Annotated in this window: 5 protein-coding genes; all 5 read left to right on the forward strand. The window is 61.7% G+C overall.

Annotated elements, in window-relative coordinates; all coding sequences use genetic code 11:
* The first annotated feature begins 238 nt into the window (after positions 1-238).
* The 5 genes from WAW17_RS23340 (at position 239) to WAW17_RS23360 (ending at position 4,735) form a co-directional block, all read left to right on the forward strand.
* A complete protein-coding gene (locus tag WAW17_RS23340; RefSeq protein ID WP_422335281.1) occupies positions 239-349 on the forward strand; it encodes a lariatin family lasso peptide in 111 nt (36 codons plus the stop codon).
* 174 nt (positions 350-523) lie between these two features.
* Complete coding sequence (locus WAW17_RS23345) at positions 524-2,215, forward strand: asparagine synthase-related protein (RefSeq protein WP_422335282.1); 1,692 nt, start codon at positions 524-526, stop codon at positions 2,213-2,215.
* A 63-nt stretch (positions 2,216-2,278) separates the two neighbouring features.
* Positions 2,279-2,488: a PqqD family peptide modification chaperone gene (locus tag WAW17_RS23350; protein WP_422335283.1), complete on the forward strand. Its 210-nt coding sequence runs from the start codon at positions 2,279-2,281 to the stop codon at positions 2,486-2,488.
* A gap of 25 nt (positions 2,489-2,513) precedes the next feature.
* Positions 2,514-2,978 carry a lasso peptide biosynthesis B2 protein gene (locus tag WAW17_RS23355; protein WP_422335284.1) on the forward strand — a complete coding sequence of 155 codons (465 nt, stop codon included), beginning with the start codon at positions 2,514-2,516 and terminating at the stop codon, positions 2,976-2,978.
* Positions 2,975-4,735 carry an ABC transporter ATP-binding protein gene (locus WAW17_RS23360; protein WP_422335285.1) on the forward strand — a complete coding sequence of 587 codons (1,761 nt, stop codon included), beginning with the start codon at positions 2,975-2,977 and terminating at the stop codon, positions 4,733-4,735. Before WAW17_RS23355 ends, WAW17_RS23360 begins: the two co-directional genes overlap by 4 nt.
* Positions 4,736-5,038 lie beyond the last annotated feature (303 nt).

The following is a 5,038-nucleotide window of genomic DNA, read 5'->3' on the forward strand; positions in this document are numbered from 1 at the left end:
CGGTCCTGCCTAACGGCGATTTCGCTGGCACCCCCGAGGACGCACTCGACTGCGCCTGCGGGCTCTACCTCGCCGACCCCACCGCCTGGCAGCAACCCCCGACGAATTAACGGATCAGACCACTAAGATGCCGCAACCATTTGATGAGGGGCCTTCTGTCGCTAATATTCCGACTGTCCGGTTCCTTTTGGACACAACGGATGGTGCGAAACTCATCAGTTGAAGGGAGGGAAAACCAATGGGCAAGAAGGAATACATGTCTCCGACGCTGCTCAGCCGCGGGAGCTTCTCCGAAATCACTTCGGGCGGAGGCGTCTGGTGGGCTGAGTGGGTGGGTTTGTTCAACTAACACGCGCAACAGGGGGTGCTCATGGTTGGCAGATTGGATTCGTTCGTTATCACCCATGGTGAATTCGATCGGAGGGTCATCCATGAGCATCTTCCAGACGCGCAGACGATCCCCCTCCCGGGGTGCGGACCTCACACACACCTCCACGTCGAACTTGCCCACGTCAACCTCAGCATGGGTTCCGTCCGCGAAGGCGCTCTCATAGCCATTGGGCCCGAGGAAGTCCCGGCCGGATCGCTGGAGAGAATCCTGGTGGGCGCGCGTTCCGTCCAGAATATCGACCACTATTCGAGCAGACTCTCCGGTCAGTACTGGGTGATCGCGGTAGTCGACGGACGCCTCCGGGTGCAGGGCACGGCGTCGGGCTTGCATCGTGTATTCCACGCCCGACTGGGAAATACCACTGTGGTGTCCAACCGGGCACGCCTGATCGCCGACCTCGGTGAACTCTCAATCGACCCGACGTCCGTCGCGATGCGGCTGCTCCAGCCACTGCAGCATCCGTTCCCCGACATCAGCTGCTGGACGGGTGTCGCCTCGGTTCCACCCCACAGCTATCTGTCGCTCAGCGAGACATCGTCCCCGCATATCCACCGGTGGTGGCACTCGCCCGATGCGCAGACCAGCATCGACGACGGCGCACTGTCGGTCGCGGCCGCAACGATCGAGGTACTCGATATCCATCTCGCAGGCCGGTCCGTGGCGACGTGCGAGATTTCTGGTGGTCTGGATTCAGCCGCCATCACTGCAACGCTGGACCATAGAAATCGACGCGGCGACTCCTCTGTAGCGCTGCATGGGCTTACATCGGTCAGCCGTGACGAGTTCAATTCGGATGTTGGTTGGGCACAAGAGCTCACCTCCCATCTGTCGCTCGACAGCCACACCTTCCTCCAGCCCGAGCAACTGCCCCTCGAGTACGACGACCTGGCCGCAGCTGCGGCATATAGGCTCGACGAGCCGAGCATCGCGATCAGCAGTCATAGCAGGCTGAACACAGTGACGGACCTCGCGCGAGGTCTCAACTCCCAGGTGCACTTCACCGGCTACGGCGGCGACCAAGTGTTCATCCCGAACGCCGCATTGTGCCGGGACCTCTTTGCCTCCAGCCCCATGCGAGCGCTCGCACTTCTGCGGGCCTACCGATCGATGTATCGGTGGAAGCGAACGGCCGCGGTACAACAATTCATGCGCCCCGGTCCTTACCGATCATGGATCCAACAGCGATATCTCTCGTCGGAGTCCCGCAATTTTCACGCGGCGATGATGACGTGGGGTGCACAGGGCATCCTTCCGGGCTGGATGAGCGACGAGGCGCGGGAGTCGATACTCACCCGAGTTCACGACCACCCGGAGATAGATTCACTGGAAAGAACCCCAGGCAAACATATGGAGTTGAGCAGCATCTACGAGATATCAGGTGTAGTGCGTGGTCTCAGCGACATCGCCGCCACCCATAGTGGCCTTCCTGTTGTAGCTCCGCTCCTCGACGACCGCCTCATCGATGCGGCATTGGCGGTGCGAATCGAAGACCGGATGAATCCCTATCAATACAAACCCCTGCTCAGTGCGTCTTTCAAGGACATTCTGCCGAGCAGTGTCCAGCGGCGCACCACCAAGGGAGCTCACAACACCGACAAGGCCTACGGGCTTCTGCGGAACGCCAAAGCGATCCGCGAATACATGGCCGACTCGTTGCTGGTCGACGTGGGAATCGTCGATCCGCAGAAGCTGCAACCGCTTCTGCAGCAACCGGATACGCCACTCTTCGACAACAACGACCTCGCAATGACGGTGGCCTGTGAGGCGTGGCTTCGATCATTGACGACAGCCGGAAACGCCGGAACCAGCCGGTTGTCAGCCTAAACATGAAAGCAGGGGATGATGCTGCGAAGTTCAGTGTCTTTCACACGAACTGAGTACGGAGCCGTGATTCTCGATCAGAAGTCCGGCGCCTACTTCCAGATCAATGAGGTCGCGGCGGACATGGTCTCGGCGCTTCGTGAGACCAACGATATCGAGCTCGCGGCGCAACGAATCCATGCACTCTACGACACATCGGTCGACCAGGACCGGACAGACCTCCTTCGCTACCTGGGGCAGCTCACCGACAGTGGGCTGGTGAACCATGAAGTTTGAAAGGGATCGCCCCGTCATCTCGGACATGACGATGCACACCATCGCGGACGGTCGCACCCCGCCGATCGTCCGGATGAAGGCACGCATCAGCGTCATCATCGCGAAACGGCTCGGGAAGCTTCCCCCGGCCCAGCTTCAGCGCGTTCTCGTCTTGCTCTCCAAACATTCACGTCCGGCAACGTACGAGGAAGCGGAACACGCCCTACTCGCGGTGGTCCGAAGCGACGCGACATGTGCCGGAAGATTCGGCTGCCTACCTCGCTCGATCGCAACGTGTTTGCTGCTGCGCACGGCGGGAATCTGGCCGATGTGGTGCTCGGGAATCCCGTCGGCGCCGCCGTTTCGTGCCCACGCCTGGATCGAAGCCGAAGGTCGGATCGTTGCCGAGATCGGCGAGCTGACCTCCTATTGCCGCCTGATGACGGTCCCTGAGCACTACGGGTGGGACTCTCACGAATCCGAATCCGAATCCGCGCAGGAGATTGCATGATACTCACCCGCTATTCACACGTCTTGTCGTACCTGCGCGAATGGCGCGGGCGGATGTTCATCGCGACGACCGTGACCATCGCGGCCACCGCCCTCGGGCTCGCGCAACCACTTGTCGCCGGTCGGATCGTCAACAACATCTCGTCCTCGTCGCCGGTGCTGCTCCCCGCACTGATCCTCGTTGCGATCTTCCTCGCCCACAGCGCCTTGGAATCGGTCGGCCGATACCTGCTCGAGCGAGTCGGTGAGCAACTGGTCCTCTCGACCCGGGAACGATTCGCCAGGCACATCCTGGGGCTGCGCATAGAGCATCTGAGCAGGGCCCGGGTCGGGGATCTTCTCTCCCAGGTCTCGAACGACATCTCCCTGCTCAGCCAGATACCGAAGAACCTCGTCGAAATCGGAACCGGCGTCCTCGCGGTCGCGGTCGCGGCCGTGGTGATGTGCTATCTCGACCCGCTGCTCTTCGTGGTCGCCCTCATCGTCACCACGATCGCGTTCGGCGGAGCGAGTCTCGCGCTGTCCCGTATCCAGCGCGCCGCGAAAGACAAACAGATGGCGGTGGGTGAGCTCTCGTCCAACCTCGAACGCGCCATCTCGGCCATCCGCACGATCCGCATCTTCCGATCGGAGGCGCGCGAGGAGGCGGCGATCACCTCGGCCGCGCACAAGGCCTACGACGCCGGCCTCAGGTCCGCCGGCCTCACCGCCCTCGCCACCCCCATCATTCGCCTGTCCACCTCGGGTTCGTTTCTGCTGATCCTGCTGATCGGCAGTGTCCGTGTCGCGAACGGTTCACTGCAGCTGGGGACCCTGGTGACGATGTTCCTCTTCACGATGTACGCACTCTTCCCGCTGTCAAACCTGTTCCAAGGAGTCATCTCCATCCGGATGGCCCTCGGTTCATTCGAACGCGTCCAGACCACCCTCGCCCTCGACGCCGAGGAAGACCCCGCCGTCGTTCTTCCGCCGCAGACACCGCCGCACCGCCAATCGCATGATTCGTTGGCGCCGACGCTCGAGTTCGACCACGTATCCTTCGCGTACGGCGACCGGACTGTCGTGAAGGACGTCTCGTTCACCGTCGGGTATCGGACGACAACGGCGATCGTGGGGCCCTCGGGGGCAGGAAAGACCACACTCCTGTCACTGATCGGCAAGTTCTACGAGCCGACGACCGGGGCGATCCGACTCGGCGGACAGGACTACCGCCGCCTCACAACTCAGAAGATTCGGTCAGCCTTCGCGATCGTCGAGCAAGACGCCCCGGTCCTGCACGGCACGGTCAGAGATAATCTGCTGATCGGAAACCCTGTGGCCACCGAGGAACAGCTCTGGGCGGCACTCGAGGCCGCGAACCTGAAGGACCACGTGAGCCAACTGCCGGGCGGTCTGGATGCACCCGTGGGTGATCGAGGTGGTGCCCTTTCCGGGGGAGAGCGGCAGAGAATCGCCGTCGCCCGGGCACTGCTGTCCGACTGCCCGATCGTGCTTCTGGACGAGCCCACGTCGAACCTCGACACGCAAAACGAAAAGCTACTCGGCGACGCGCTCGCTGCACTGCGTGAGCGGAAAAGCCTGATCATCATTGCGCACCGGCTGTCGACGGTGATATCGGCAGACGAAATCATCGTGCTCGCCGACGGCGAGATCGCAGCACACGGGCCACATTCCGCACTGATAAACAGTTCTGATCTGTACCGGTCACTGGTGGATCGTGATCTCAAGCCCTCCGAATCCGTCGACCTGAGCGGGTAGGTAGCTGCTCTGGATGAGCGTGCCCGGACACTCCACCAAGACCGGTTGCCGATCCGCTTACAGGATGGGGCTGAACGGTGAGGGTGCCAGCGTAAATCCCCGATCAACGTTCCTGGTGTACCCCAATCACTCCTGACATGGGCCTCAAAGCGTCCTGATCACCCGACGCGGCAGGGCCGCCTCGCTTCGTGATGGATTGAGATGCCAGAGATTTGAGACAGAGTGTGGTGGCCATGCCGTGAGACAAAGCGACAGATCGCAGGTCGCAACATGCAAGAATGCCACCGGCAGCGAGAACCTACA

This window comes from Rhodococcus sp. (in: high G+C Gram-positive bacteria), assembly GCF_049286785.1.
Taxonomy (GTDB): Bacteria; Actinomycetota; Actinomycetes; order Mycobacteriales; family Mycobacteriaceae; genus Rhodococcus_F.